This window comes from Duganella sp. GW821-FHT01E12, from assembly GCF_059422325.1.
Window position 1 is genome coordinate 228,514 of record NZ_JBWKWR010000006.1, and the last position, 24,526, is coordinate 253,039.

The following is a 24,526-nucleotide window of genomic DNA, read 5'->3' on the forward strand; positions in this document are numbered from 1 at the left end:
AGCTGACTCAAACCACCAGCGTATCATCCGGGCCCTCGATGGAGTCCTCGTCCACCGCGCCCTCGGAATAGGGGTCGAACACCACCTGCGGCGCATCCAGCGGCACGCTGATGGACGGGTGGCGGTCGAAGATCAGTTGCTGCCACTTGCCGCCGTTGACGTCGATCTCGATCCGGGCCGGTTCGCCGCTGTCGGTAAACAGCGGGGTCGACTTGCCCGCGCCGTCCAGCGTGCCGCGTCCCAGCACCTGGTTGGTGCGCGACAGGAAGGTGTATTTCAGCGCCTTGACGCCGTCCGGCAAGTTCCACAGCGCCGGATCGACAAACACCTGCTGGCTGAATTTCTTCGGCACCACCTTTTCGAACTCGGCCTGCTTGACCGCGTTCATATTCTTCGGCCCTTCCATCGTGTGCTGGCCGGCCTGCGACAGCCACTGGCCGCCCGTGCCCTGCTCGATGCCCTTGGCGTTGATGCGGATAAAGCTGCCGCCGGCGTTGAGGACGATCTCCTTGGCCGCCGTGATCTCGATATTCATTTTCGTGCTGATCAGCTTGAGCACCTGCTCGGCGATGATTTCCACATTGTCGCTCTGGGCCTGGATCTCGACCTTGCCCTTGGCGGCGAACAGCTTCATGCCCGCCTTCGAGACGAACAGGCTGATCTTCTCGGTCACGCTGGCGAACAGGCTCTTGCCCGCCGCGATGGACACATGGCCGCCACTGCTGATGGCCGCATGCTGGCCGCTCTGGATGTGGGTGCTTTCCGGCGTGCTGCTGGCGATGCCGGCCGGGCTGGACAGCACCAGATGGGGCGCCGCGAATTCGCCCTGCGCGGCGCCGTTGCCGCGCACCGCCTGGTGCTGCGCGCGCACGGCGGCGCTGGCCTCGCTCTGGTCGACGCCGGTTTTCTGCGCGTCCCGCTGCTGGGCCGCGTCCGCCTGTTGCTGGTGCAGCGCCGCGCCCGAGCTCAGGCGGGCCACGGTCTCGCCCATGTCCTTGATGTGCGAGGCCGCCTGCGGGCGCGCCTCGGTGGTCAGCAACAAGCCCTTGCCGGCGCGCAGCGCGCCCCAGGCTTCGGTGGCCAGCTCGAAGCCTTCGCCGCGCGCGTCCTTGCGGCCGCTGTTGTCCTCGATCCGCGTGATGTGGCCCAGCGACAGCTGGCTGTGCGCATGGTCGCTCTTCAGCTGCGCCTGGATGCCGGCGTTGGTGTCGTCGAGAATCAGATGGTTGCTGCGGCCGGCAGCGGCGTTGCCGCCGTTCGGCGTCAGTTCGCGGCTGCGCAGGCCGGTCAACGCCTGCTGGCTCGGCAAGGCCCAGGGCGGCTGGTGCAGTTCGTTGAACACGGTGCCGGTGATGATGGGGCGATCCGGCGAACCGCCCAGCCATTGCACGATGACCTCGGTGCCGACGCGCGGCACCGCCGACGCGCCCAGCTCGCTGCCGCCCCAGGCGCTGGCCACGCGCACCCAGGCCGAGCTGTGCTCGTCGTTGTTGCCGACGCGGTCCCAGTGGAACTGCAGCCGCACGCGGCCGTATTCCTCCGTGTGTATGCTGTCCGGGCCGCTTGGTCCGACCACGGTGGCCGTCTGCGGCGCCGTGATGCGGGTGTCGACGCTGTTGTAGCCGCGTCCCGGCCGCCAGGGGATGGCCTTGCGGATGCACGTCAGGCGATTGTCGTACTGGGCGCCGGCATCGTCGCCGGCCTTGGTTTGCAGATAGTTGTTGGTGACCAGGTGGGTGACGCCGACAATCAGGAACAGATTCTTGTCGCTGTCGCCGGCATCGTCGAAGTGGCCGCTGAGCTCGAAGGCGCGCCCCGGCTGCAACTCCCGGCAATTGCCGGCGCCGTCGAAATACTTGCCGGCCGCTTCCAGCTCTTCGATGCGCAGGCGCGCCAGCCGATCCGCGCCCTGGCCGTCGGTGAAGGCATAGGCGCCGGCGTACTCGTAAGTCTCGACGTTCAGCACCGCGCCCTGCTGGTTGACGGTCGGCAGATTGAACTGGGACGGCACCGGCTGCTTGAAATTGAATGCGCTCAAGGCCACGCTGCCGGCGACGATCTGGCGCGCCGGCGACCAGTCGCCTATCGCCTCTTCCTCGACCGCGCCGCCGTGGCGCTGGAATGGCACCGCGCGGCCGCCGTCGATGGCTTCGGCGGCGGTGGTGTCGTCGCTCAGGACCAGCTTGTGGCCGCTGGCGCCATGCTCGTACCAGTAACTCCAGCCGGCGGCCTCCCAACGGCGATGCAGGTAATTGTGATCGCTCTCGTCGAACTGGCAGGCATCCGTCATCGGCACCTCATCGCCGGCCACGCGGCAATCCCAGTCCGGCAACGGCGAATAATCGGCAAAGATGCTGTCGGTCTGTTCGCGCAAGGTCTTGTTGTGGAACAGGTAATTGTCCTTGCGCAGCTTCAAATAGGCCAGCCAGGGCGCCAGCGCAGCTTCGTAAAACGCCACCCCGCCATCGGTCTTGAGCAGGCGGAAGCGGAAGACATATCCGGTGAAATAGCGCAAGCTGCCATCGCCGCGCACCAGTTCCACGCACATCAGCTTGCCCTGCAGCTCTTTCAGGGAGAGGGAGGCGTTATCGGACAGCAGTTCGACCCGGTAGTCGAAGTCGCGCGACAATGCTTCGTCCGCTTCCAGCTTGTTGGGAAGCAGTTGCGCGTCAGGACCGTCGCCTTGGGGGAAGGACAGACGCAAAATCCGTTTATTCTGCCGTTGCGAGATCAAATCCCGCAGAAAATTACCTTCACCCAACATTGCCACCGCCATATCAGAAATAACGGGCGGAATGTTATCACGCAGACAAAGTTGATGACGCTCAATTGAAAACCAGGCAACGCACTGCTGGCGCTGGCTTGCCCTGGGGCCGGCTCGAATGCGTCAAAGCCGATGGCCGGTGCGACTTCGAAATTTGCACCGGCCAGGCTCGGGCTTGGCGTCTTCGAGCTCCAGCCCAGGTGCGGGCCTGAGCCAATTCCTGAGGAAAGGCCGATAAGCTGCCGGATTTAAAGCCCTTTTCACAGATATCCACATCAACTGTGGATAAGGTTGTGAATAACACCCACTTGACAGCCGAGAACGCCTTTAACGGCGCGGGTTTCAATAAAATGCCTAATCCACAGGCAGAATTTTTACCCAGTAAAATCAAATACTTACGTCATTGAAGTTTCAGGCTTCAAGCGCTTTCCGGCGCGCTTGAAAAATATTTTTTTGTGCATAAGTAGGTCTGGCGACACGCTGGCGCGCGCATGCCGGGGAATCCTTTGACAAAAGTGCTGGCAAGGAATAGTGTCACTGTGAGGGTCCGCAATTCCCTTCTTCGACTTATCGCGGGATTGATGCATGAACCAGAACGACGACGACACCGATTGGATGATAGAGGATGAAGCGCCGCCGGCCAGCCAAGCCCAGGCCGGCAAGCCCGGCGCGGCATCAGCGCCGGCGCCGTGGCGGGTGCTGATCGTCGACGACGACGTCGACGTCCATGTGGTGACCAAATTCTCGCTGAGTAACGTCTGCTTCCAGGGCCGCCGCTTGAGCTTCCTGCATGCCTATAGCGGCGAGGAAGCGCTGACCACGCTGCGCACCACGCCCGACATCGCGCTGGTGTTGCTGGACGTCATCATGGAAACCAGCGATGCCGGCCTGAACGTGGCCCGCCACATCCGCGAAACCCTGCACAACAACCTGGTGCGCATCGTGCTGCGCACCGGTCAGCCGGGACAGGCGCTGGAACACAGCATCATCCTCGACTACGACATCAACGATTTCTGGTGCAAGACCGACCTGACCACGCGCAAGCTGTTCACCACGGTGATCTCGTCATTGCGCGCCTACTCCGGGCTGGAACAGGCACACCGGCACGCACAGGCGCTGCAACAGGAGCTGGACCAGGCCAGGGCCTTGCTGGCTGCGGTGGATCAGCATGCGGTCATTGTCACGCTGGATGAACGGGGCAAGATCGTCACGGTCAACGACAAATTCTGCAAGGTGTTCCAATACAGCCGGGAAGAATTGCAAGGCGCCGATCCGCGCCTGCTGCACGCGCCGCCCTACCCGCCGGACCAGTTGACCGATGCGCTGCAAGCGCTGAAGGATGGAGAAGCCTGGACCGACGTGGTCAGCGCCTGGCGCCGCGACGGCCAGGAAGTGCGGCTGCGCGCCACCGTCACGGCCACCAGCGACTTGCCGCGCCGCTACATCGTTGTCGCCAGCGTCCTGCAGGCGCTCAAAAAACCGCTGTAAGTTGCGGATTGTTATAGCACTTTTTGGGATATCCACAGACGCTGTGGATATCTATGTGGATATCACCCCATTGACACCGCAGGGAGGCTTTACCTATGCGGTTTTCAACAAACTGCCCATCCAAAAGGCAATTTTAAACCCCTTATAAATCAAGCACTTGGAACTCAGAGCATTGTGACAAGAATTTTTTTGAAAAAAAATTCTTGTCAACATGGTTTGTGTATAAGTAAACCTGAAACCGGCATAAGCAACTGCCTCAATGTGGGGTTTTTCGACGCTGTTCGGGGTGTAATAACACCCGTTCGATCACTTGCGGATCCACATTATGGGATTTCATGTATTCGATCGCGCAGACCGTATTAAAGCTGGACTGCACCTGTATGCCGCGATTTACCGCGGCACTGCATTGCTCGTCACTGCGTTGCTGTAATAGCGAAACGTTCATCATGATCCTTAGCAAGAGTTGGAGGTCGTGGCCCTGATCTGCGTCATGCTAAGGGAGTATGGGCGACAGTGGACCAAAGTCAATGTCAGCTTCCTATCAATTCTGAATTTATATGTCCCGCACTGCGGGGCTAATGGACAGGCGGCAATACCGGCGCGATAATAAGGCATGCCCATCGACCCGCCACGCCCCCGCCCCAGTTCGCTACTTGATCTATTCGTCTCTTTCACCATTCTGGCGCTCCAGGGATTTGGCGGCGTGCTGGCCGTCGTGCAGCGTGAACTGGTGGAACGCAAGCGCTGGCTGACCCAGGAGGAATTCGTCGAGGAATGGGCGGTCGCCCAAATCATGCCCGGCCCCAACGTCGTCAACCTGGCGCTGATGATCGGCAACCGCTACTACGGCTTGCGCGGCGGAATGGTCGCCCTGGCCGGCATGCTCACGCTGCCGCTGCTGCTGGTGTTGATGCTGGCCGTGCTGCATGCCCACTACGCGCACCACCCCGGCGTGGCCGGCGCGCTGCGCGGCATGGCGGCGGTATCGGCCGGCATGATCGCCGCCACCGGCCTCAAGCTCGCGTCCGCGCTCGGCAGGCATCCGCTGCCGCAATGGCTGAACACCGTCATCGCGCTGCTGTGCGTGGTGTTCGTGGTGGCGCTGCATCTGCCGCTCGCCTACACCCTGCTTATCCTGGGCAGCATCGGCGTCACCCTCACCTACCGCAAGATGAAGGGACGCCAGCCATGAACGACGCGCCGCTGCACTTGGTGCTGAGCCTGTCCGACTGGGTCAACCTGTTCGCGCATTATTTGCTGCTGTCGCTGATGTCGATCGGCGGCGCTATCTCCACCACCTCCGAGATGCATCGCTTCCTGGTCGAGGAACACCACTGGCTGACGCAATCCCAGTTCAACGATTCGATCGCCATCGCCCAGGCGGCGCCGGGGCCGAACGTGCTGTTCGTCGCCTTAATGGGCTGGAACGTCGGATTGAACGCGGGCAGCTACGCGGCGGCGCTGGCCGGCGTGCTGGTGACGATGGTGGGCATTATGCTGCCGAGCACAACGCTGACCTATCTGGCCGCGCGCTGGGCGCATCAGAACCGGGAGCTGCTGGGCGTGCGCGCCTTCAAGCAAGGCATGGCGCCGGTGGTGGTGGGATTGATGGTGTCGGTGGGGATCATACTCGGCAGCGCCCACCGCGACTGGGCCACCGACTGGCCCTTGTGGACGCTGTCGGTGGCCGCGGGCCTGGTGATCTGGCGCACCCGCATTCACTTGCTGTGGCTGCTTGCGGGCGGCGCGCTGTTGGGCTGGTTCCAGCTGATTTAAGCGGCGCCCGACAGCTTGGCGCGATCAGTCCTTGAGCGCTTCGATCGAGAACGACAGGGTGACGTCGTCGCCGACGTTAGGCGCGTATTTGCCGGCGTTGAATTCGGTGCGCTTGATGGTGGCGGTGGCGTTGGCGCCGCAAGCGAGCTTCTTCATCATCGGGTGGTCCATACACTGGAAGTGGGTCACGGTCAGCGTGACCGGCTTGGTGATGCCCTTGATCGTCAGGTTGCCCTCGATGGTGGACGGCACGTCGCCCTTGAAGTTGAACTTGGTCGACTTGTAGCTGATGGTCGGGAACTTGGCGGTGTCGAGGAAGTCCTCACCCTGGATGTGGCCGTCGAACAGCTTGGAACCGGTGTCCACCGATTTGGTGTCGATCGTCGCTTCCACCGAACCGGTCTTGGCGGCGCGGTCCAGCACGATCTTGGCGGTCGTGTTGTTGAAGCGGCTTTGCTGGACCGAGTAGCCGAAGTGGCTGTATTCGAAACGTGCGAAGGTGTGATTGGCGTCGGACGTGAAGCTGTCCGGTGCGGCGAAAGCGGACATCGAGATACCAGCGGCGACCAGCAGGGCAAAGATTTTTTTCATTCGTATGACTCCAGAGTGTGGGAACAAGGTTCAAGTCCGGCGCTATTCCCGCCGGGGGCTTGTCTATCGAGTGGACCGATTATGCTCGTCACACCTGGGCTTGTAAAACGAAAAATTTACCGCTTTACTATCGATAAAATCGATCATAAACGTCAGGTGCGTGATTTTGCGTTCTGGGGCGCCCTTTCTTCTTTATAATTTTTAGGCATATAGAAAGCGGAATAACTTCGTTTGCCGCATGAGCCGCTGATGCGATACTGCGCGCACCGGTACCTTACAACCGGCACCAACCGCTTATTCCTGATGACTACACCTCTGATTCGCATCGATCATGCGAGTAAAACCTTTGCGCTGCCCGACGGCGGCGCGTTCCACGCAGTACGCGACGTAACCCTGGAAGTGAACCAAGGCGACATCTTCGGCCTGATCGGCAAAAGCGGCGCCGGCAAATCGACCTTGCTGCGCCTGTTCAACCTGCTGGAGCGGCCCGACAGCGGCCGCGTGTTCGTCGACGGCCGCGAATTGACCGCGCTGTCCAAGCGCGAGCTGCGCGACGCGCGCAGCAACATCGGCATGATCTTCCAGCAGTTCAACCTGCTGCAGAACGCCACCGTGTTCGACAACGTCGCCTTCCCGCTGCGCATCCACGGCGGCCAGACGCTGGCGCAGATCACCGCCCGCGTCAACGATTGCCTGGAGCTGGTGGAGTTGAGCGGCAAGGCGGCCAACTATCCGGCGCAGCTGTCGGGCGGCCAGAAGCAGCGCGTCGCCATCGCGCGCGCGCTGGCCAGCGGGCCCGCCGTCATGCTGTGCGACGAGCCCACCTCCGCGCTGGACGCCGAGACCACGCGCGCACTGCTCGCCACGCTGCGCGACATCAATCGCCGCCTGAACGTCACCATCGTCATCGTCAGCCACGAGCTGTCGGTGCTGGGCGATATCTGCAACCGCGTGGCCGTCATCGAGGACGGCGCGATCGCCGAACAATTCGCGCTGGACGACGCCGCAAGCCTGGCCGAGCCGCGCAAGACCGCGCTGGGCCGCGAACTGGCGCAGCACGGTGCCGCCAGCGCACTGGCAGCAAACACCGCCAACACTGTCAACAAGGAGGCCGCCTATGTCTGAATATCTCGCCTCGCTCGACGCCATCATAGGAATGCTGCCGGAGATGTGGACCGCCCTCGGGCAAACGCTGACCATGCTCGGCATCGGCCTGACCGCCGCTGTGCTGATCGGCGGCCCGCTCGGCATCCTGCTGTTCCTGGTGGCCGACGGCCAGTCGCTGCAGAACCGCCCGGTCGCGTTGGTGCTCGGATGGCTGGTGAACGTGGTGCGCTCCTTCCCGTTCATCATTCTGCTGGTGGCGCTGGTGCCGTTCACACGCATCATCGCCGGCACCTCGATCGGCCCGCTGGCCGCCGCCGTGCCGCTGTCCTTCGCCGCCGTGCCCTACTTCGCCCGCATGGTCGAACAGAACCTGCGTGAAGTGCCGCGCGGCGTGATCGAAGCCGCCCACGCCATGGGTGCGTCGGAACTGCAGATCGTCCTGCGCGTGCTGCTGGTGGAGGCCCGTTCCGGCCTGGTGCTGGCGCTGACCGTGCTGTCGATCAGCTTCCTGTCCTACTCCGCCGTGGCCGGCGTGGTGGGCGGCGGCGGCATCGGCGACCTCGCCATCCGCTATGGCTACTACCGCTTTGAGACCGACATCATGGTCGCCACCGTCGCCATCCTGATCGCCATGGTGCAGCTGATCCAGTTCACCGGCAACCGCATCGCCAAACGCTTAGACAAACGCTAATCAAAGGAACACTTATGAACGCACCTCGCCGCCACCTGCTGCTCGCCGCACTGACCATCGCCCTCGGCATCGCCGCGCCAAGCTATGCCAAGGACCCGAAAGAAATCGTGATCGGCACCAGCGCCGGCCCATATGCGGACCAGATCAAACTTGGCATCAAGCCTATCCTGGAAAAGCAGGGTTACAAGGTCAAGCTGGTGGAATTCAACGACTACATCCAGCCGAACTTCGCGCTGGCTGAAGGCTCGCTGGACGCCAACGTGTTCCAGCACATCGTCTACCTGAACGAGTTCGCGGCCAAGAACAAGCTGGCACTGGCCGACCTGGTGAAGATCCCGACCGCGCCGATCGCCATCTACAGCAAGAAACACAAGACGCTGGCCGAGGCGAAGGAAGGCACCACCGTGGCCATGCCGAACGACCCGACCAACCAGGCGCGCGCGCTGGTGCTGCTGGATCAACTGGGCTGGATCAAGCTGCGTGAGAAGTTCGACCCGGTGAAGGCGTCGGAGAAGGACATCGCCGTCAACGTCAAGAAGATCAAGCTGATCGCGCTGGAAGCCGCGCAGCTGCCGCGCTCCCTGCAGGATACCGACTACTCCTTCGTCAACGGGAACTACGCGCTGGCCTCGGGCATGAAACTGAAGGAAGCGCTGTTGACCGAGAAGATCTCGTCCAACTACATCAACCTGGTGGCGATCCGCGCCGCCGACAAGGACAAGCAGTTCGCCAAGGACATCGCGGCGGCCTACCGCTCGCGCGAGTTCCTGGCCGTGACCAACAAGTACTTCCCCGACTACTCGAAGACCGAAGACCAGGTGGCGCTGGAGGCGGCCGGCGCGGCCAAGCCGGCCAAATAACGCCGCAGCGCTCTGTCAGTCCAGATCGGAAGCAGCGTGCCGCTCGGGCACCTGCTCTTCCGGCTCGCCGAAGGTGCGGTTAACCTTGCGGCCACGGATCACTGCCGGACGAGCGGCGATGTCGTCGGCCCAGCGCTTGACATTTTTGTACTCGTGCACCGACAGGAATTCGCCGGCGCCGTAGATCTTGCCGAGCACCAGAACGCCGTACCACGGCCAGATCGCCATGTCGGCGATGGTGTATTCGTCGCCCGCGACGTAGCGGTGACCGGCCAGCTGGCGATCGAGCACGTCGAGCTGGCGCTTGACCTCCATCGCATAGCGGTTGATCGGGTACTCCAGCTTTTCCGGCGCGTAGGCGTAGAAGTGGCCGAAGCCTCCGCCCAGGAACGGCGCAGAACCCATCTGCCAGAACAGCCAGTTCAGCGTCTCGGTGCGGGCCGCCAGTTCCTTCGGCAGGAAGGCGCCGAACTTCTCGGCCAGATAAACCAGGATCGAGCCGGATTCGAACACGCGCAACGGTTGCGCGCCGCTACGGTCCACCATCGCCGGGATCTTCGAGTTGGGATTGATGTCGACGAAGCCGCTGGAGAATTGCTCACCTTCGTTGATGCGGATAAGCCATGCATCGTACTCGGCGCCGGCATGGCCTGCTGCCAGCAGCTCCTCCAGCATGATCGTCACCTTGACGCCGTTCGGCGTTCCCAGCGAATAGAGCTGCAAGGGATGCTTCCCGACCGGCAGTTCCTTCTCGTGGGTTGGCCCCGCGACCGGGCGGTTGATGTTAGCGAAGGTGCCGCCGGATGGCGCTTCGGCCACCCAGACTTTTGGCGGCACATAATTCGATTGTTCCGTCATACAAAAATCTCCATGCATACGCAAACCAAAAGCATACCCTAATCGTTGCGCATCTGCGCTTGGGACACATTGCTCCCCGCCGGCACGCTCTGCGTGAGCCACACGTTGCCGCCGATGGTGGAGCCGGCGCCGATGGTGATGCGCCCCAGGATGGTGGCGCCGGCGTAGATCACCACGTCGTCCTCCACCACCGGATGGCGCGGCACGCCCTTGATCAACGCGCCCTTCTCGTCGGCCGGGAAGCGCTTGGCGCCCAGGGTCACGTGCTGGTACAGCCGCACGCGCTGGCCGATGATCGCCGTCTCGCCGATCACCACGCCGGTACCGTGGTCGATGAAGAAGCTGCCGCCGATCTGCGCGCCCGGGTGAATGTCGATTCCCGTCAGCGAATGGCCGATGTCCGAAATCAGCCGCGCCAGGAACGGCGCGCCCAGTCGGTGCAGGCTATGCGCCAGCCGGTAGTACAGGATGGCGATGGTGCCCGGATAGCACAGCATGATCTCGGCCACCGACGTCGCCGCCGGATCGCCGGAGAACGCCGCCTGCACGTCCGACACCAGCAGCCCGCGTATGCCCGGCAGCCCGGCCGCGAATTCGCGCGTGATGGCGTGGGCCTGGCGCGTCAGCGCTTCTTCATCGTCGGGCGCGTCCTCCAGCGAGAACTGCAGGCCGCGCCGGACCTGTTCCGTCAGGCGGTTCAAGGTGGTGTTGAGCGTGTCGCCGACGAAGTAGTCGATGCTCTCGTCGGTCAGGTTGGGGCGCCCGTAATGCGTCGGGAACAGCACCGCCGACAGGCCGTTGACGATGATCGTCAGCGCCTCGCGCGACGGCAGCTCGCGCACCTTGCCGTGATGGCGGATGTTGTGCGTGGCCTCGCGCGACACGCGCAGCTGCTCGATCACGCCGTCCAGGTTCCAGTGCGACGGCTTGACGCCGGTTCCATCATAGGTATCGATAGTCATAGTGTCTCGAATTATAAAAACGCCGGCGGCAGGGCGAAGGAATGATTTCGCCCTTGGATATGCGATGGCCGCATATCGCGTAAAATGCTCGGCTCACAGAACAATACGCCTTTCATGAATATTTTGCTGACACTGCTGCTGGCCGGCCTGAGTATGGTCGGGCCGCTGGCCATCGACACCTACCTGCCGTCGTTCCCCGCCATCGCCCTGGCCTTCGACGCCAGCCCGTTGCTGATCCAGCAGACCCTGAGCATGTTCCTGTTCTGCTTCGCCTTCATGATGCTGTTCTACGGCACGCTGTCCGATTCCTTCGGCCGCCGCCCGGTGATCCTGGTGTCGCTGGTGCTGTACATCGCCGCTTCCATCGTCGGTGCGATGGCGCCGTCCATCGGCGTGCTGCTGGCCTGCCGCATCGTGCAGGGCCTGGCGGCGGGCGCCGGCTCGGTGGTCGGCCGCGCCATCGTGCAGGACCGCTTCTCCGGCGTCGCCGCGCAGAAGATCCTGTCGCACATCATGATGATCTTCGGCCTGGCGCCCGCCATCGCACCGGTGCTGGGCGGCTGGCTGCAGGTGAGCTTCGGCTGGCGTTCCATCTTCTGGTTCCTCAGCGGCTTCGGCATCCTGATGTTCATCGCCGTGCAGCGCGCGCTGCCCGAGAGCCTGGCCGTCAAGGACCGCCATCCCTTCCACCTCGGCGTGATCGCCGCGAACTACTGGAAGGTGCTGTGCCACCACCAGTTCCTGCTGCTGTCGATCGCGGTCGGCATGAGCTTCGCGGGCGTGGCGCTGTATATCGGCTCGGCCGCCTACTTCGTGATGAACATCCTGCACCTGCCGGAGACCGCGTTCGCATGGATGTTCGTGCCGCTGATCAGCGGCATGGTGATCGGCTCCGCGCTGTCGGGCAAGTTCGCGCACAGGTTCTCGCGCAGCGCGCAGGTGTGGATGGGTTTCGCGGTCATGATCGCCTCCGGCGTCATCAACGTGGCCTACAACAGCGCCTTCGTGGCCGCCGTGCCGTACGCAGTGCTGCCGCTGTTTATCTATTCCTTCGGCCTGGCGTTGTCGATGACGCCCCTGTCGCTGATCGCGCTGGAGTACTTCCCCAACAATAGCGGGCTGGCGGCGTCGATGCAGTCCTTCATCCAGATGCTGCTGTTCGCGCTGGTGTCCGGCCTGGTGGCGCCGCTGCTGTTCGACAGCGCGCTGAAACTGGCCTGGGGCGTGCTCGCCAGCCTGGTCGTCAGCGTGATCGCCTGGCTGCTGGCGCAGACCGGCAAGCCGGTCACGCACTAGGCCGCGCGGATCAAGGCCAGGGCGTCGGGTTCACGTCGATGTATTGGGCGCCGCCCTGCTCCGGCTCACGGGCGTCGCCCCCGGCGCTGGCAGACGCAGGCCGCCCCGGCGCCTGGGCCGGATTGCGCAGGCCCAGTAGCTCCTTGCGAGTCTCGACAAAGTCCGCGCTGGACAGGGGATGCTCCTTGTCCGGCCAGTTCTCTTCCGCCCATCGCTGCAACTCCTCGTAGCGCTGCCAAAGCTCGTTGACGAACTGGCGGCGTGCGATTTCCTTGTCCATGGTTCCTCCTGTGTGGCTTGCAAGTCTGTGGCAAACTGCCGGGTATTGTCTGTCAGGCGCCGCACAAACATAACATGGAACTCCACATCGTCATCGAGGGCACGAAGGATTTGAGCGGGCAGCTGTACCGCCAGCTGAGCGATTCGATCCGCAGCGGGCGCCTGGCCGACGGCCAGCAGTTGCCGCCCACCCGCCTGCTGGCCGAGCAGCTCGGCCTGTCGCGCAAGACCGTCTCCGATGTCTATACCCGCCTGACGCAGGAGCGGCTGGTGCTGGGCCAGGTCGGCAAGGGCAGCTTCGTGAGCGCACCGGTGGAGGCCAGGCCGCGCCGCCAGGTCGCCGCCAACCTCGCCAGCGCCGCCATCGTCGCCAAGTGGGACGCCATGCACGCGCCGCTGCGCAACCCGTTCCCGGAAGGCCGCTCGCGCCATGAGTTCATCGGCGGCTGCATCACGCCCGGTCTGTTCCCCGCCGACGAGTGGCGCCGCTGCGTGCTGCACGGCCTGCGCCAGGACGCCAGGACCGGCGGCATGTACCGCCAGGCGGAAGGCATCCCCGAGCTGCGCGCGGCCATCGCCCACCACGCCGCCTACGCGCGCGGCGTGGTCTGCACCGCCCACAATGTGGTCGTGACCAACGGCGCCCAGCAGGCGCTGGACCTGCTGGGCCGCGTGCTGCTGGAGCCGGGTTGCGTGGTGGCGGTCGAGGAGCCGGGCTACCCGGCCGCGCGCATGCTGTTCGCCAGCCAGGGCGCGCAGGTGGTGGGCATCGGCGTCGACCGCGAGGGCATGCTGGTGGACCAGATCCCGCAAGGCACGCGGCTGATCTACACCACGCCGGCCCACCAGTTCCCGCTTGGGATGCCGATGAGCGTAGCCCGGCGCGAGGCGCTGCTGGCGCGCGCGCTGGAAATCGGCGCCATCATCATCGAGGACGACTACGACAGCGAATTCCGCTACGAGGGCCGGCCCACCGATTCGCTGCAGAGCATGGACCGGCACGGCGTGGTGGCCTTTATCGGCACATTCTCCAAGGTGATGCTGCCGGAGCTGCGGCTCGGATATGCGGTGCTGCCGGAGGCGGTGCTGAACGCGGCCCTCACCGTCAAGCACCTGAACGACTGGCACACCGCCACCGCCAGCCAGCACGCGCTGGCCAAGTTCATCTCGGACGGCTACCTGTCGCGCCACATCCGCCGTTGCAGCGAGATCTACGCGACGCGGCGCGAGCGCCTGCAAGCCCTGTTTGCCGGGCCGCTGTCGCCGTGGTTCGAACTGGTGCCGGCCAGCGCCGGCTTCCACGTGGCGGCGCTGTGCAAAAAACCGCTGGACCTGGACCTGCTGCTGCGGTTGGCCCGGCGCGCCGACGTCGGCCTCTCCCCTCTGTCGACCTACTACGCCTCGACGCCGCCCCAGGCCGGCCTGTTCCTCGGCTACGGCGCCATCGAGACGCTCGATATCGACACCGCGCTGCTGCGCGTACGCGACATTCTGCAACAAATGGAGCAAAGCCCGATCAGGATGTAGAATGGTGAATTGATCTGCAACAACCAATCCGAGCTATGCGCCTCACATCCTTCACCGACTACTCCCTGCGTACCTTGCTGTACCTGAGCGCGCACCGGGACCGGCTGGTCACGATCCAGGACATCGCCGACATGCACGCGATCTCGAAAAACCATCTGATGAAGGTGGTCTACCAGCTGGGTCAATCCGGCCTGGTGGAGACGGTGCGGGGCCGCAACGGCGGCCTGCGTCTGGGGAAGGAGCCGAAGGACATCAACATCGGCGCGCTGGTGCGGGCGACCGAGACCGATTTCTTCATGGCCGAGTGCTTCGACCGCGAAACCGACACCTGCCCGCTGACGCCCAACTGCGCGCTCAAACACACGCTGAACGACGCCACCAAGGCCTTCCTGGCCGTACTGGACAAACAAACGCTGCAGGACATGCTGCCGCAGGCCCCATCCAACGCGGCCAAGCCGGTGCGGGTGGTGCGCGGCGCGGCAAGCTGAGAAGCTAGGCCGCGTCCCGCTGCAGCTGCGGCAGGGACGCCATCAAGTCCGAGAAGCGCTGCCCCTGTATCATCACGTGCTCGCGCAGCAGGCGCGCCGCCAGTTCGCCGTCGCCGCCGACAATCGCCTGCACCACGCCGTCATGCTCGTGATAGGACGTGGAGAGCCGGTCGCGCACCCGCAGCTGCAGGCGACGGTAGGGCCGCAGGCGCCGGTACAGGTTGCGCGTCTGCTCGATCAGGAACTGGTTATGGCTGCCGGCGTAGATCGCCTCGTGGAACAACTCGTTCTTGTAGTAGTAGACGTCCGGCTCCTGCGCATCGCGCGCCTCCTGGCAGGCCTGGTGGGCCGCCAATAAAGCCTGTTGCTCCACGGGCGTCATGCGGCGCGCGGCCAGGCGGCCGCAGGTCGCCTCCAGTTCCGACATCACCTCGAACATCTCCACCAGCTGCTGCGGCCCCAGTTCCGCGACAATGGCGCCGCGCCGCGGGCGTATCACCACCAATCCCATGGACGCCAGCTGGATCAGCGTCTCGCGCACCGGCGTGCGGGAGACGCCGAAGCGCGCAGCCAGCTCGGTTTCGTCCAGGTGCTGGCCCGGTTTGAGCTCGCCGATGGCGATCATCTCTTCAATTTCTTCGCGCAGCGTGGCGGAATGGGTGGTCATGGTGGTCGCAATCGTGTGTATATCAGGCTTCATTATAAGCAGTGGATTTAGCTTGACAATGTATTCCAACCAGATATTCTTGTATACACAAAACAAATCGTTGCATATTTGACCCACCTTGGAGGAATGATGAGCGCAATCACCCGCAGATCCGTACTGGCCGCCCTGGCCGCCAGCCCGCTGTTGCTGCAACCGGCATGGGCCCAAAGCACCACCCTCAAGATTTCGCACCAGTTCCCCGGCGGGACCGTCACCGACGGCGATTTCCGCGACCGCCTGACCCGCATGTTCGCGGCCGAAGTGGAAAAGCGCAGCAAAGGCAGCCTCAAATTCGAGATCTATCCGGGTTCCTCGCTGATGAAGACCAACGCCCAGTTCTCGGCCATGCGCAAGGGCGCGCTGGACATGTCGCTGGTGCCGCTGTCGTACGCCGGCGGCGAAGTCCCGGAGGTGAACATCGGCCTGATGCCCGGCCTGGTGACGTCCTACGAGCAGGCCTACGGCTGGAAGAACGCCGAAGTGGGCAAGGAGTTGAGCCGCATCCTGAACGAAAAGGGCATCGTGTTGATCAGCTGGATCTGGCAGGCCGGCGGCGTGGCCTCGCGCACCAAGCCGGTGATCGATCCGGACGACGCCAAGGGCATGAAGATACGCGGCGGCTCGCGCGAGATGGACCTGATCCTCAAGGCCGCCGGCGCCGCCGTGGTGTCGCTGCCGTCCAACGAGATCTACGCCGCCATGCAGACCGGCGCGATGGAGGCGGCGCTGACCTCCTCCACCTCGCTGATCTCGTTCCGGCTGGAGGAGGTGTCGAAGGCGCTGACCACCGGACGCGCGGGCGCCTACTGGTTCATGTTCGAGCCGCTGATGATGTCCAAGGCCGTCTTCGACCGTCTGACCAAGGAGCAGCAGGCCACCATCATGGCCGTCGGCGCCGAGATGGAAGCCTTCGCGCTGACCTCCGCCAAGGCCGACGACACGGCCGTGGCCAACGTCTACGCCAAGGCCAAGGCCAAGGTGGTGGACCTGAATCCGGCCGCGCTGAAAAAATGGCAGGCCATCGCCCGCACCACCGCCTGGAAGGACTACAGCGAACGCAGTGAAAGCTGCGCCAAGCTGCTCAAGCTGGCGGAGAAGACGCTGTGAGCCACGGCATAGAGCTGGAGCCGCCGCGCGCGGCCGCTCCGCCGGACAACGCGGCGGTGGTGCTGGCGACCGCGCTGCTGAACAAGCTCAATCACGGGCTGATGCTGGTGTCCATGGTGGCGCTGGTGCTGACGGCCCTGGTGCTGACCTACTCGGTGGTGTCGCGCTACTTCTTCCAAGCGCCCACCGACTGGCAGGACGAAGCGTCCGTGTTCATGCTGGTCGGCGTGACCTTCTTCTGCACCGCCTACGTGCAGTCGCAGCGCGGCCATATCGGCATCGAGGCGCTGGCCTCGCTGCTGCCGGCGCGCGTGAACGCGGCGCGGCTGTTCATGGTGGACGTGGTGTCGGCGCTGTTCTGCGCCTTCTTCTCGTGGAAATCGTGGACGCTGTTCCATGAAGCCTGGGTGGACGGCCAGACCACCTCCTCGACCTTCGCCCCGCCGCTGTGGATACCCTACGCCATGATGGCCGCCGGGATGAGCATCCTCACGCTGCAGATCGTGCTGCAAACGCTGGCACGCATGACCAACAAACCTTCATCGGAGCGCGCGGCATGAGCGACCTGACCCTCGGCGCCCTGTACGGCGCCGTCACCCTGGTGGTGATGTTCTCCGGGATGCCGATCGCCTTCGCACTGGGCGTGGTGGCCACCGGCTTCATGTACTTCTGCATGCCGCCCTCCTCGCTCGACACGATCACCCAAAACGTGTACGAGGAGATGGCGTCGATCACGCTGCTGTCCATCCCCCTGTTCATCCTCAAGGGCGCGGCCATCGGCAAGTCCCCGGCCGGCAAGGACTTGTACTCCGCCATCCACACGTGGATGCACAAGATACCGGGCGGCCTTGGCATCGCCAACGTGTTCGCCTGCGCGCTGTTCGCGGCCATGGCCGGCTCGTCGCCCGCCACCTGCTCGGCCATCGGCTCGGCCGGCATCCCCGAGATGCGCCGCCGTGGCTACTCGCCCGGTTTCGCGGCCGGCATCATCGCCGCCGGCGGCACGCTGGGCATCCTGCTGCCGCCGTCGATCACCATGATCCTGTACGCGGTGGCCGCCGAGCAGTCGCTGGGCCGCCTGTTCCTGGCCGGGATAGGCCCAGGCGTGCTGCTGGTGCTGCTGTTCGCCGGCTATGCCGTCTATCGCGCGCACAAGGAATACAAGGCCGCGCTGGTCATCTACCAACAGGGCGGCGCCAAGTCGGCCTACCTGGAGGACGAACACTACACGCTGGCGCAGAAGGTGGAGATGCTGCCGCGCGTGCTGCCCTTCATCATCCTGCTGATCGGCGTGATGGTCGCGCTGTACGGCGGCTTCGCCACGCCGTCCGAGACCGCCGGCCTGGGCGCCCTGCTGGCGCTGGTGCTGCTGGCCGCGATCTACGGCGTGTGGCGGCCGAAAGACCTGTCGCCCATTCTCAGCTCCTCGATCAAGGAATCGACGATGCTGTTGCTGATCATCGGCATGTCGCTGTTCTACTCGTACGTGATGAGCTACCTGCACATCAGCCAGTCCGCCGCCGCGTGGGTGGTCAGCCTGCACCTGTCGAAATGGCTGCTGCTGGCGGTGATCCTGCTGATGGTGATCGTGTTCGGCTTCTTCCTGCCGCCGGTGTCGATCATCCTGATGACGGCGCCCATCATCCTGCCGCCGCTCAAGGCCGCCGGCTTTGACCTGATCTGGTTCGGCATCGTGATGACGGTGGTGATGGAGATGGGCCTGATCCACCCGCCGGTGGGCCTGAACATATTCGTCATCAAGAACATCGCGCCCGACATCCCGCTCAAGGATGTGGTGTGGGGCGTGTTCCCGTTCCTGATTCTGATGTTCGTGGCGGTGCTGCTGTTATGCTTGTTCCCGTCCATTTCCACCGGCCTGCCGGACATGATCATGGGAGCGAAATAAAATGAACTGGAACACCCTGCAGCAGAACCGCGCCGCGCGCTTGCAGCGGGCGCGCGCCGCCCTGGGCCATGAACTGGACGGCAAAAGCCTGCAGGCCGCGCGCATCGCCGACCTGCTGCACGCGGTGCTGGAGTGCGGCGACCGCGTCTGCCTGGAAGGGAACAACCAGAAGCAGGCCGACTTCCTCGGCCACGCGCTGGCCAGGCTGGACCCGGCGCGCATCAACAACCTGCACATGCTGCAGTCGGTGCTGGCGCTGCCGGAGCACCTGGACGTGTTCGAGCGCGGCGTCGCCTCGCGGCTGGACTTCTCGTTCTCCGGCCCGCAGGCGGTGCGCGTGGCGCGGCTGGCCTCCGCCGGCAAACTGAATATCGGCGCGATCCATACCTACCTGGAGCTGTTCAGCCGCTACTTCATCGACCTGCCGCCGCGCGTCTGCCTGATCGCCGCGGAGGCGGCCGACCGCCACGGCAACCTGTACACCGGCCCGAACACCGAGGACACGCCGGCCATCGTCGAAGCCACCGCCTTCAAGCAGGGCATCGTCATCGTGCAGGTCAACCGCATCGTGGACACCGTGCCGCGCGTGGACGTGCCGGGCGACTGGGTCGATTTCGTCGTGCAGTCGCCGCGCCCCTACTACATCGAGCCGCTGTTCACGCGCGATCCGGCGCAGATCTCCGAGATCCAGGTGCTGATGGCGATGATGGCGATCAAGGGCATCTACGCCGAGTATGGCGTGCAGCGCCTGAACCACGGCATCGGCTTCGACACCGCCGCCATCGAGCTGCTGCTGCCGACCTACGCCGAGTCGCTGGGCCTGCGCGGCAAGATCGGCCAGCACTGGGCACTCAATCCGCATCCGGCGCTGATCCCGGCGATCGAAGCGGGCTTCGTGCAGTCGGTGCACTCCTTCGGCTCGGAGCTGGGCATGGAAGACTACATCCATGCGCGGCCGGACGTCTTCGCCATCGGCCCGGACGGCACCATGCGCAGCAACCGCGCCATGTGCCAGGCCGCCGGCCACTACGCCTGCGACATGTTCATCGGCTCCACGCTGCAGATCGACCTGCAGGGCAATTCGTCGACCGCCACCGCCGGCCGCATCTCCGGCTTCGGCGGCGCCTCCAACATGGGCGCGGACGCGCGCGGACGGCGCCACGCCAGCCCGGCGTGGCTGAAGGCGGGCGAGCAGGCGCGCGCGGGCCGCAACACCATCCCGCGCGGCCAGAAGCTGGTGGTGCAGATGGTGGAGACCTTCCGCGAGCATATGCAGCCGGCCTTCGTGGAGAAGCTCGACGCGTGGGAGCTGATGGAGCAGGCCAAGATGGCGATACCGCCGGTGATGATCTACGGCGACGACGTGAGCCACATTCTGACCGAGGAAGGCATCGCCAACCTACTGATGTGCCGCACCGACGAGGAGCGTGAGCAGGCGATACGCGGCGTGGCGGGCTACACGCCGGTCGGCCTGGCGCGCGACAAGCGGATGGTGGAGAACCTGCGCGACCGGGGCATCATCCAGCGCGCGGAGGACCTGGGCATCGACAAACGCATGGCCACGCGCGACCTGCTGGCCGCCCGCAACATGAAAGACCTGGTGCGCGCATCGGGCGGCTTGTACCAGCCGCCCAAGCGTTTCCGCAACTGGTGAGGAGCTGACAATGGAAACACTGAACTACCGATTCGAACAAGGCACGCAGCGCCTGAAGGCCGCGCCACAGGTGGTGGGCGTGGTCGGTTCCGGCAACCTGGAGGTGCTGATCGAACCGGCCGAACTGGCCGGCGCCTGCACCATCGAGATCACCACCGCCGCCGTCGGCTTCGGGCCGATCTGGGAGGCCGTGATGCGCGACTTCCACCAGCGCTGGCTGCTGGCCGACACCCGCATCTCCATCAACGATATGGGCGCCACGCCCGCCGTCGTCAGCCTGCGCATGGACCAGGCGGTGCAGACCATGCTGGGAGGATCGCAATGAGCAGCTACCAGGAGGCGAACGCGCGCGAACGGCTGCAGCAGCTGTTCGATCCGCACAGCTTCGAGGAATTCCTGCCGCCGTCGGAGCGCATCGTCAGCCCGCACCTGGGGCAACTGAACGCACCGGTGGCGTTTGACGACGGCGTGGCGGTTGGCCGCGCGAAGCTGGGCGGCGTGACCGTCTACGCGGCGGCGCAGGAAGGTGGATTCATGGGCGGCGCGGTCGGCGAAGTGCACGGCGCCAAGCTGGTCGGCCTGCTGCGGCGCGCGGTGCGCGACCAGGTGGCGGCGGTGGTGCTGCTGGTGGAATCGGGCGGCGTGCGCCTGCACGAAGCCAACGCCGGCCTGATCGCGGTGTCGGAGGTGATGCGCGCATTGCTGGACGTTCGCGCAGCCGGCATTCCCGTGGTGGTGCTGGTGGGCGGCTCGAACGGCGCCTTCGGCGGCATGGGCATCGTTTCGCGCTGCGCCAACGTGGTGGTGATGTCGGAGGAAGGCCGGCTGGCGATGTCCGGGCCGGAAGTGATCGAGACCGCCAGCGGCGTCGAGGAATTCGACTCGCGCGACCGCGCGCTGGTGTGGCGCACCAGCGGCGGCAAGCACCGCTACCTGATGGGCGACTGCCAGCGCATCGTGGCCGACGACATCGCCGCCTTCCGCGAGGCCGCCCGCGACGCGCTGACCGCGCTGGCGGGCCAGCCGGTGGAGCTGACGCTGGAGGCGCTGGAAGCCGAGCAGCAGATGCTGGACGAGCGCATCGCCCGCTTCGGCGCCCTGCCCGATCCGGTCGATATCTGGAGCGCGATGCAGATCGCCGACGCGGCCAATATCCCGATGCTGGATGTAGACAGTTTTATCGCGGCCGCCGACCGGCGCCGCATGGGAGCCTGACATGGACTGGAAAAAACTGGCGGACACGCTGTTCCCGCAAGGGCACGCCATCGTCGAGCAAAACGATTTCCTGTGCGGCAGCGCGCAGGTGGACGGGCAGGCGGTGGCGGTGATCGGCACCACGGCCCACACGCCGATCGGCGTGGAGATCGCACTGGCGCAGGCCAAGGCGATCCTGCGCACGGTGCGCGAATTCCCTGGCATGCCGATACTGATGCTGGTCGATACGCAGGGCCAGCGCCTGCGCCACCGCGACGAGATGTTGGGCATCAACAGCTACATGGCGCACCTGGGCAAATGCGTGGACCTGGCGCGGCGCAAGGGCCACAAGATCGTCGGCCTGGTGTACGACCAGGCGCTGTCGGGTGGCTTCATCACCAGCGGCCTGCTGGCCGACGCCTGCTACGCCCTGCCCGACGCCACCATCCGCGTCATGGGCCTGCCGGCGATGGCGCGCATCACCAAGGTGCCGGAGGAGCGCTTGACGGAACTGGCGCGCAGCAATCCGGTGTTCGCGCCGGGGCCGGAGAACTATCTGCGCATGGGCGGGCTGGAAGCGATCTGGCAGGGCGACCTGGCGGAGCAGTTGCGCGCCGCGCTGGCGGCGCCGGCGGCCGGCGACCAGCGCAGCGCACTGGGGCTGCAGCGCGGCGGGCGGCGCTGGGCGCAGCCGGTGATCGACGCCCTGATGACGGACGGCCATGTCCGGATTGCCTGATTCCGCGCAGGCGATGCAGTCCGCCTTGCGCGGCCTGGAGCGCCACATGCTGGTCTGGCTTTCGGAGCCGGGCTGGCAGGCCGTGCTGCGCGCGGCGCAGCCGCGCCACAAGGCCGCGCTGACGCTGTGGCAGGGACAGGATTGGCCGGCCGTGGTGCGGCGCTTCGACCTCGATGCGCCGCCGGACGAGGTCTGTCTGGGCCTGCCGCTGCCGCCGGACGAGGACACCGGCGAGAAGGTGCGCATTTCGCTGCGCACGCAGACGGCGGATATCAGCAGGACATCGCAGGCGGTGGAGCTGCGCGCGGCCTTGCGCAGCGCCGGGCCGTGGCGCGAGGCGCTGACGGCGCTGGAGCGCGAGACGGAGCATCTGCACCTGCGCATCTACGGCTCGATGGCGATGCAGGCGCTCACCGGGCTGCTTTACCTGACGCCTTCCTCGGACGTCGACATCCTGTTCCACCCGCGCAGCCGCGAGGCGCTGCACGACGGCGTGGCGCTGCTGTCGCGGCATGCGACCCACATGCCGCTGGACGGCGAGATCGTGTTCCCCGGCGGGCAGGCGGTGTCGTGGAAGGAGTGGCGCATGGCGATGGACAATCCGGCCAGGGTGATCGTCAAGGAGCTGCACGCGGTGCGGCTGGTGGATACGGCGTCGCTGCTGGCGACGCTGGAGGATCGATGATGCGCGCCGTCCGCTCCGATGTGCGCCGGTGCGCGCCGCTGATGATGGCGAAGCTGGCTGGCCGCAGGGCGCGGCGCGGGTTTGCAGCCGACGTGGCGCGCCTGGCGGTCGGCAGCCTGCACGCGGAGCTTTGCCTGTATCCCAAGCCTGGACTGGTGTCGCTGGTGGACACCGGCAGCCATGAGGACATGGACGCACGGACCTTCATGCGCAGCCTGTTCTCGCTGCGCCACTACTTCAGGAAAATCTGCCTGGCGGGTTGGGACGACGCGCCGTTCGCGCGGCTCAAGCAGCTGGGCATCGATGCCGAAGCGGCGATGCTGAAGGCGACCAAGGGCATCAACACGCATCGCGGCGCGATCTTCAGTCTCGGCCTGCTGTGCGCCGCCGCCGGACGCGCCCGCGCACAAAGAACGCCGCTGGCGCCCGCCGCGCTGCGCGCCGCCATGCTGATACGCTGGGGCGGCGAGCTGGCCATGCATGCGGCGCCGTCGGACGAAAACAGCAACGGCCTGCGCGTGGCGGCGCGCTATGCGGTGAGCGGCGCGCGCGAGGAAGGCGCGCTCGGACTGCCTTCGGTGTTCGACATCGGCGTGCCGGCGCTGCTGGCCGCGCACGCGCGCGGCGCCGGCACGACGCAGGCGCGCATCGACACGCTGTTCACGCTGATGGCCAGCATCAACGACAGCAACGTCTACCATCGCGCCGGCCCGCAGGGCGCGCAGACCGTGCGCACGCACGCGCAACGCTTCCTCGATCTTGGCGGCACGGCCAACGCCGGCTGGCGCGAGCAGGCGCTGGCCAGCCATCGGGCGTTCGTGCGCCAGCGCCTGTCGCCGGGCGGCGCGGCGGATCTGCTGGCGGCCAGCTGCCTAGTGCACGCCATCGCCGCGCTGGAACCCGGGCGGCCATGACGATGTCCTACGGCGCGCATTCCCGCCTGTTGCTGCTCTGCCCCGGCCAGGGCGGACAGCACGCCGGCATGTTCGACCTGGCCCGCAGCAGCCCGGCCGGCGACGCTGCCGCCGGCGCACTGCTGGCCGCCCTGGCGCTGCCCGCCGACGCCGACATCTACGCCAACCGCAATGCGCAGCCGCTGATCGTCGCGGCCACGCTGGCGATGTGGGAGGCGCTCCGCGCGTTCGCGCCGCAGCCGGCGCTGGTGGCCGGCTACAGCATCGGCGAGCTGTCCGCCTACGGCGTCGCCGGCGCCTTCCCGGCGCAGACGGCGCTGCGGCTGGCCGTCGAACGCGCGCAGCTGATGGACGACTGCGCCCTCGCCCTGCCCGGACAGACGCTGACCGCCATCTCCGGCCTGGCGCTGCCGCACGCGGCGGCCCTGCTGGCCGAACACGATTTTTACATGAGCATAGAAAACGGCGACGACGCCTGCATCGCCGGCGGCCCGGCGGCCAGCGTGGAGGCGCTGGAACGCGCGGTGCACGCGGCCGGCGGACGCAGCACGCGCCTGCCGGTGGCAGTGGCCTCGCACACGCGCTACATGCAGGCCGCCGTGGCGCCGTTCGCGGCCGCCTTGCGGCAGGCGGAATTCAAACCGATGAACGCGCCGGTGCTGGCGGGCATAGGCGCGGTGGCCGTCGACAGCAAAGCGCAGGCGGTGGAACAGCTCTCGCGCCAGCTGGCGGAAACCATCCACTGGGCCGCCTGCATGGACGCCGCCGCCGAAGCCGGCATCAGCTACGCGCTGGAACTGGGCCCCGGCGCCGCGCTGTCGCGCATGCTGCAGGGGCGCCATCCGCACATCAACACCCGCTCGGTGGCCGATTTCCGCACGCTGGACGGCATCGGCAAATGGCTGGAGCGCGCCGCCGAATGACAGGCGGCAGG

General features: G+C 65.5%; 25 protein-coding genes. 19 read left to right on the forward strand and 6 right to left on the reverse strand.

Annotated elements, in window-relative coordinates; genetic code table 11:
• Positions 1 to 7: 7 nt before the first annotated feature.
• Complete coding sequence (locus tag AC07WS_RS18665) at positions 8 to 2,704, reverse strand: type VI secretion system Vgr family protein (protein ID WP_494730519.1); 2,697 nt, start codon at positions 2,702 to 2,704, stop codon at positions 8 to 10.
• A gap of 645 nt (positions 2,705 to 3,349) precedes the next feature.
• On the opposite strand from AC07WS_RS18665, the gene AC07WS_RS18670 reads away from it, so the two are divergent.
• From AC07WS_RS18670 to AC07WS_RS18680, 3 genes are all read left to right on the forward strand, one after another.
• Positions 3,350 to 4,252, forward strand: a complete 903-nt coding sequence (locus AC07WS_RS18670; protein WP_494730520.1) for a PAS domain S-box protein — start codon at positions 3,350 to 3,352, stop codon at positions 4,250 to 4,252.
• A 613-nt stretch (positions 4,253 to 4,865) separates the two neighbouring features.
• The gene (locus AC07WS_RS18675) at positions 4,866 to 5,444 is read left to right on the forward strand and encodes a chromate transporter (protein ID WP_494730521.1); all 579 of its coding nucleotides are present in this window, start codon (positions 4,866 to 4,868) and stop codon (positions 5,442 to 5,444) included.
• Positions 5,441 to 6,028, forward strand: coding sequence for a chromate transporter (locus AC07WS_RS18680; protein WP_494730522.1), 588 nt, complete (start codon positions 5,441 to 5,443; stop codon positions 6,026 to 6,028). The genes AC07WS_RS18675 and AC07WS_RS18680 overlap by 4 nt, the downstream gene beginning before the upstream one ends.
• A 24-nt stretch (positions 6,029 to 6,052) precedes the next feature.
• Here AC07WS_RS18680 and AC07WS_RS18685 read toward each other — a convergent pair whose 3' ends face one another.
• On the reverse strand, positions 6,053 to 6,619 hold the full coding sequence (locus tag AC07WS_RS18685) for a YceI family protein (protein ID WP_494730523.1): 567 nt from the start codon (positions 6,617 to 6,619) through the stop codon (positions 6,053 to 6,055).
• 303 nt (positions 6,620 to 6,922) lie between these two features.
• On the opposite strand from AC07WS_RS18685, the gene AC07WS_RS18690 reads away from it, so the two are divergent.
• The 3 genes from AC07WS_RS18690 to AC07WS_RS18700 are packed head-to-tail and all read left to right on the forward strand — an operon-like array spanning position 6,923 to position 9,277.
• Positions 6,923 to 7,744, forward strand: coding sequence for a methionine ABC transporter ATP-binding protein (locus AC07WS_RS18690; protein ID WP_494730524.1), 822 nt, complete (start codon positions 6,923 to 6,925; stop codon positions 7,742 to 7,744).
• Positions 7,737 to 8,417, forward strand: a complete 681-nt coding sequence (locus tag AC07WS_RS18695) for a methionine ABC transporter permease (RefSeq protein WP_494730525.1) — start codon at positions 7,737 to 7,739, stop codon at positions 8,415 to 8,417. The genes AC07WS_RS18690 and AC07WS_RS18695 overlap by 8 nt, the downstream gene beginning before the upstream one ends.
• Before the next feature lie 14 nt (positions 8,418 to 8,431).
• Entirely contained in the window at positions 8,432 to 9,277 is an 846-nt protein-coding gene (locus AC07WS_RS18700) for a MetQ/NlpA family ABC transporter substrate-binding protein (protein ID WP_494730526.1), read from the forward strand.
• A 15-nt stretch (positions 9,278 to 9,292) separates the two neighbouring features.
• Here the strand turns inward: AC07WS_RS18700 and yghU are convergent, their stop codons facing one another.
• A complete protein-coding gene (gene yghU, locus AC07WS_RS18705) occupies positions 9,293 to 10,135 on the reverse strand; it encodes a glutathione-dependent disulfide-bond oxidoreductase (protein WP_494730527.1) in 843 nt (280 codons plus the stop codon).
• A gap of 38 nt (positions 10,136 to 10,173) precedes the next feature.
• On the reverse strand, positions 10,174 to 11,097 hold the full coding sequence (epsC, locus tag AC07WS_RS18710; protein WP_494730528.1) for a serine O-acetyltransferase EpsC: 924 nt from the start codon (positions 11,095 to 11,097) through the stop codon (positions 10,174 to 10,176).
• A gap of 114 nt (positions 11,098 to 11,211) precedes the next feature.
• On the opposite strand from epsC, the gene AC07WS_RS18715 reads away from it, so the two are divergent.
• A complete protein-coding gene (locus AC07WS_RS18715; RefSeq protein WP_117015641.1) occupies positions 11,212 to 12,393 on the forward strand; it encodes a multidrug effflux MFS transporter in 1,182 nt (393 codons plus the stop codon).
• Between the two features lie 10 nt (positions 12,394 to 12,403).
• Here the strand turns inward: AC07WS_RS18715 and AC07WS_RS18720 are convergent, their stop codons facing one another.
• Positions 12,404 to 12,673 (reverse strand): hypothetical protein, encoded by a 270-nt coding sequence (locus AC07WS_RS18720; RefSeq protein ID WP_494730529.1) that lies wholly within the window; start codon positions 12,671 to 12,673, stop codon positions 12,404 to 12,406.
• Between the two features lie 74 nt (positions 12,674 to 12,747).
• Between AC07WS_RS18720 and pdxR the strand changes: the two genes are divergently transcribed.
• A complete protein-coding gene (gene pdxR / locus AC07WS_RS18725; protein ID WP_494730530.1) occupies positions 12,748 to 14,199 on the forward strand; it encodes a MocR-like pyridoxine biosynthesis transcription factor PdxR in 1,452 nt (483 codons plus the stop codon).
• A gap of 35 nt (positions 14,200 to 14,234) precedes the next feature.
• Complete coding sequence (locus AC07WS_RS18730) at positions 14,235 to 14,687, forward strand: RrF2 family transcriptional regulator (protein WP_494730531.1); 453 nt, start codon at positions 14,235 to 14,237, stop codon at positions 14,685 to 14,687.
• Positions 14,688 to 14,691: 4 nt separating this feature from the next.
• Here AC07WS_RS18730 and AC07WS_RS18735 read toward each other — a convergent pair whose 3' ends face one another.
• Entirely contained in the window at positions 14,692 to 15,354 is a 663-nt protein-coding gene (locus AC07WS_RS18735; protein WP_176360984.1) for a GntR family transcriptional regulator, read from the reverse strand.
• A 129-nt stretch (positions 15,355 to 15,483) separates the two neighbouring features.
• Here AC07WS_RS18735 and AC07WS_RS18740 point away from each other — a divergent pair, with 129 nt between their 5' ends.
• Genes AC07WS_RS18740 through AC07WS_RS18785 form a run of 10 tightly spaced genes read left to right on the forward strand, consistent with a single transcriptional unit; the run spans position 15,484 to position 24,515 of the window.
• Entirely contained in the window at positions 15,484 to 16,500 is a 1,017-nt protein-coding gene (locus AC07WS_RS18740; RefSeq protein WP_494730532.1) for a TRAP transporter substrate-binding protein, read from the forward strand.
• A complete protein-coding gene (locus AC07WS_RS18745; protein WP_494730533.1) occupies positions 16,497 to 17,060 on the forward strand; it encodes a TRAP transporter small permease in 564 nt (187 codons plus the stop codon). Before AC07WS_RS18740 ends, AC07WS_RS18745 begins: the two co-directional genes overlap by 4 nt.
• Positions 17,057 to 18,406, forward strand: coding sequence for a TRAP transporter large permease (locus AC07WS_RS18750; protein ID WP_117015599.1), 1,350 nt, complete (start codon positions 17,057 to 17,059; stop codon positions 18,404 to 18,406). The genes AC07WS_RS18745 and AC07WS_RS18750 overlap by 4 nt, the downstream gene beginning before the upstream one ends.
• 1 nt (position 18,407) lies before the next feature.
• The gene (gene mdcA / locus AC07WS_RS18755; RefSeq protein ID WP_494730534.1) at positions 18,408 to 20,060 is read left to right on the forward strand and encodes a malonate decarboxylase subunit alpha; all 1,653 of its coding nucleotides are present in this window, start codon (positions 18,408 to 18,410) and stop codon (positions 20,058 to 20,060) included.
• Positions 20,061 to 20,070: 10 nt separating this feature from the next.
• Positions 20,071 to 20,385 carry a malonate decarboxylase acyl carrier protein gene (gene mdcC / locus AC07WS_RS18760; protein WP_494730535.1) on the forward strand — a complete coding sequence of 105 codons (315 nt, stop codon included), beginning with the start codon at positions 20,071 to 20,073 and terminating at the stop codon, positions 20,383 to 20,385.
• Complete coding sequence (locus tag AC07WS_RS18765; protein ID WP_494730536.1) at positions 20,382 to 21,275, forward strand: biotin-independent malonate decarboxylase subunit beta; 894 nt, start codon at positions 20,382 to 20,384, stop codon at positions 21,273 to 21,275. The genes mdcC and AC07WS_RS18765 overlap by 4 nt, the downstream gene beginning before the upstream one ends.
• Position 21,276: 1 nt before the next feature.
• On the forward strand, positions 21,277 to 21,993 hold the full coding sequence (gene mdcE, locus AC07WS_RS18770) for a biotin-independent malonate decarboxylase subunit gamma (RefSeq protein WP_494730537.1): 717 nt from the start codon (positions 21,277 to 21,279) through the stop codon (positions 21,991 to 21,993).
• A complete protein-coding gene (gene mdcG / locus AC07WS_RS18775) occupies positions 21,977 to 22,678 on the forward strand; it encodes a malonate decarboxylase holo-[acyl-carrier-protein] synthase (RefSeq protein WP_494730538.1) in 702 nt (233 codons plus the stop codon). The genes mdcE and mdcG overlap by 17 nt, the downstream gene beginning before the upstream one ends.
• Positions 22,678 to 23,592: a triphosphoribosyl-dephospho-CoA synthase MdcB gene (gene mdcB / locus AC07WS_RS18780; protein ID WP_494730662.1), complete on the forward strand. Its 915-nt coding sequence runs from the start codon at positions 22,678 to 22,680 to the stop codon at positions 23,590 to 23,592. The genes mdcG and mdcB overlap by 1 nt, the downstream gene beginning before the upstream one ends.
• Positions 23,589 to 24,515: an acyltransferase domain-containing protein gene (locus tag AC07WS_RS18785; RefSeq protein ID WP_494730539.1), complete on the forward strand. Its 927-nt coding sequence runs from the start codon at positions 23,589 to 23,591 to the stop codon at positions 24,513 to 24,515. The genes mdcB and AC07WS_RS18785 overlap by 4 nt, the downstream gene beginning before the upstream one ends.
• Positions 24,516 to 24,526: the final 11 nt, after the last annotated feature.

Excerpts from the sequence above, each read along its gene's own strand:
- AC07WS_RS18670 (WP_494730520.1), top strand. The coding sequence starts at position 3,350 with ATGAACCAGAACGACGACGACACCGATTGGATGATAGAGGATGAAGCG.
- AC07WS_RS18675 (WP_494730521.1), top strand. The coding sequence starts at position 4,866 with ATGCCCATCGACCCGCCACGCCCCCGCCCCAGTTCGCTACTTGATCTA.
- AC07WS_RS18680 (WP_494730522.1), top strand. The coding sequence starts at position 5,441 with ATGAACGACGCGCCGCTGCACTTGGTGCTGAGCCTGTCCGACTGGGTC.
- AC07WS_RS18685 (WP_494730523.1), bottom strand. The coding sequence starts at position 6,619 with ATGAAAAAAATCTTTGCCCTGCTGGTCGCCGCTGGTATCTCGATGTCC.
- AC07WS_RS18690 (WP_494730524.1), top strand. The coding sequence starts at position 6,923 with ATGACTACACCTCTGATTCGCATCGATCATGCGAGTAAAACCTTTGCG.
- AC07WS_RS18695 (WP_494730525.1), top strand. The coding sequence starts at position 7,737 with ATGTCTGAATATCTCGCCTCGCTCGACGCCATCATAGGAATGCTGCCG.
- AC07WS_RS18700 (WP_494730526.1), top strand. The coding sequence starts at position 8,432 with ATGAACGCACCTCGCCGCCACCTGCTGCTCGCCGCACTGACCATCGCC.
- yghU (WP_494730527.1), bottom strand. The coding sequence starts at position 10,135 with ATGACGGAACAATCGAATTATGTGCCGCCAAAAGTCTGGGTGGCCGAA.
- epsC (WP_494730528.1), bottom strand. The coding sequence starts at position 11,097 with ATGACTATCGATACCTATGATGGAACCGGCGTCAAGCCGTCGCACTGG.
- AC07WS_RS18715 (WP_117015641.1), top strand. The coding sequence starts at position 11,212 with ATGAATATTTTGCTGACACTGCTGCTGGCCGGCCTGAGTATGGTCGGG.
- AC07WS_RS18720 (WP_494730529.1), bottom strand. The coding sequence starts at position 12,673 with ATGGACAAGGAAATCGCACGCCGCCAGTTCGTCAACGAGCTTTGGCAG.
- pdxR (WP_494730530.1), top strand. The coding sequence starts at position 12,748 with ATGGAACTCCACATCGTCATCGAGGGCACGAAGGATTTGAGCGGGCAG.
- AC07WS_RS18730 (WP_494730531.1), top strand. The coding sequence starts at position 14,235 with ATGCGCCTCACATCCTTCACCGACTACTCCCTGCGTACCTTGCTGTAC.
- AC07WS_RS18735 (WP_176360984.1), bottom strand. The coding sequence starts at position 15,354 with ATGACCACCCATTCCGCCACGCTGCGCGAAGAAATTGAAGAGATGATC.
- AC07WS_RS18740 (WP_494730532.1), top strand. The coding sequence starts at position 15,484 with ATGAGCGCAATCACCCGCAGATCCGTACTGGCCGCCCTGGCCGCCAGC.
- AC07WS_RS18750 (WP_117015599.1), top strand. The coding sequence starts at position 17,057 with ATGAGCGACCTGACCCTCGGCGCCCTGTACGGCGCCGTCACCCTGGTG.
- mdcA (WP_494730534.1), top strand. The coding sequence starts at position 18,408 with ATGAACTGGAACACCCTGCAGCAGAACCGCGCCGCGCGCTTGCAGCGG.
- mdcC (WP_494730535.1), top strand. The coding sequence starts at position 20,071 with ATGGAAACACTGAACTACCGATTCGAACAAGGCACGCAGCGCCTGAAG.
- AC07WS_RS18765 (WP_494730536.1), top strand. The coding sequence starts at position 20,382 with ATGAGCAGCTACCAGGAGGCGAACGCGCGCGAACGGCTGCAGCAGCTG.
- mdcE (WP_494730537.1), top strand. The coding sequence starts at position 21,277 with ATGGACTGGAAAAAACTGGCGGACACGCTGTTCCCGCAAGGGCACGCC.
- mdcG (WP_494730538.1), top strand. The coding sequence starts at position 21,977 with ATGTCCGGATTGCCTGATTCCGCGCAGGCGATGCAGTCCGCCTTGCGC.
- mdcB (WP_494730662.1), top strand. The coding sequence starts at position 22,678 with ATGCGCGCCGTCCGCTCCGATGTGCGCCGGTGCGCGCCGCTGATGATG.
- AC07WS_RS18785 (WP_494730539.1), top strand. The coding sequence starts at position 23,589 with ATGACGATGTCCTACGGCGCGCATTCCCGCCTGTTGCTGCTCTGCCCC.